At 67.1% G+C, this 1,323-nt stretch carries 2 protein-coding genes; both read right to left on the reverse strand.

Annotation, left to right across the window (positions count from 1 at the left end):
- Window positions 1-31 precede the first annotated feature (31 nt).
- A complete protein-coding gene (locus ACWD1Z_RS37655; protein ID WP_451125444.1) occupies window positions 32-949 on the reverse strand; it encodes an IS3 family transposase in 918 nt (305 codons plus the stop codon).
- Window positions 946-1,254 (reverse strand): transposase, encoded by a 309-nt coding sequence (locus ACWD1Z_RS37660; protein ID WP_451125446.1) that lies wholly within the window; start codon window positions 1,252-1,254, stop codon window positions 946-948. Before ACWD1Z_RS37660 ends, ACWD1Z_RS37655 begins: the two co-directional genes overlap by 4 nt.
- Window positions 1,255-1,323 lie beyond the last annotated feature (69 nt).

The raw sequence follows: 1,323 nt of genomic DNA on the forward strand, positions 1-1,323 counted from the left end.
TGAGGTTCCCCCGTCATGCGGGAGGTGCTGATCAGCTGGTCAGCAGGGGTTGATGGGTGTTCAGATTCGTTGGTTCGGCTGTCGCCTGCTCGGCGTAGTGCTTCTCCTCGAACTCGATCGGGCTGAGGAAGCCGAGCCGTTCCTGGATGCGGCGGGAGTTATAGAAGCCGTCGATGTATTCGAAGAGCGCGAGGTTGGCCTCGGCCCTCGTCGTGAAGGTGCGGCCTCGGATGCATTCGGTTTTGATCAGCATCCAGAGGTTCTCCGCGAGGGCGTTGTCGTACGAGTCCCCGACGGACCCCATGGATGCCTCAACTTCCGCTCGCAGCAGTCGAGTTGTGAGCTTGATGGATGTGTACTGACAGCCGTGGTCGGCGTGATGGATGAGCTTGCCGGGCTCGACCTCACGGGACGCGAGCGCGTACTCCAGGGTGGTCAGGACCAGGTCGGCGTCTGCGCGGGCAGAGGTCTCCCACGCGACCACCCGGCGGGAGAAGGCGTCCCGGATGGCCGAGAGCCACAACGGTCCCTCGCCTGTGGAGATCATCGTCAGGTCGGTGACCCACAGCCGGTTCGGCGCCGGTGCGGTGAAGTCCCGGTTGACCAGGTCCGGGGCGAGCGTGGCCTTGGGATCGCGGCGCGTGAAGCCCTTCCGCCGTGGGCTGACGCCCGCGATGTCGGCCTCGCGCATCAGCCGCTCGACCCGCTTGCGGCCCACGCGCGTGCCCTCGCGTCTGAGGACGGCGTGCACGCGCGGCGAGCCGTAATTGCCGCCGGACTCCGCGTGGATCTCCTTGATCCGCTCGGTCAGCTCGACGTCGCGGCGCCGCCGTTCGCACGGGTCCTTCTCCGCGAGGCGCCAGCGGTAGTAGGTGGAGGAGGCGATGTGCAGTTCCCGCAGAACGCACTCGACTCCCAGGCGGGGATGCTCGTCGAGGAGCGCCGTCACCTGGGCCGGGTCGGGTCGAGCTGCGCCGCGAAAAAAGCCGAGGCCGTCCGCAGCACGTCGTTGGCCCGCTTGAGCTGGGCGTTCTCCTTGCGCAGGGCCACGAGCTCGGCCCGCTCGTCGGTGGTGAGCCGGTCGTCGCGCTCGCCGGCATCGGCCTCGGCCTGCCGGATCCAGCCGCGCAGGGCCTCGGGATGCACACCGAGATGGACGGCCAGCTTCTTGATCTGCGGCTTCGGGTCGGAGGTCCGGTACATCCGCACCGCACGCTCACGCAACTCCAGCGAGTACTTTCTGGGGGCGGCCATGGTCGATGTTCCTCTCATGAGAACCATCTGACCCTCTGTCAACACACTCCGCATCTCGGGGGAACCTCA

It is taken from the genome of Streptomyces sp. NPDC002784 (assembly GCF_053592135.1).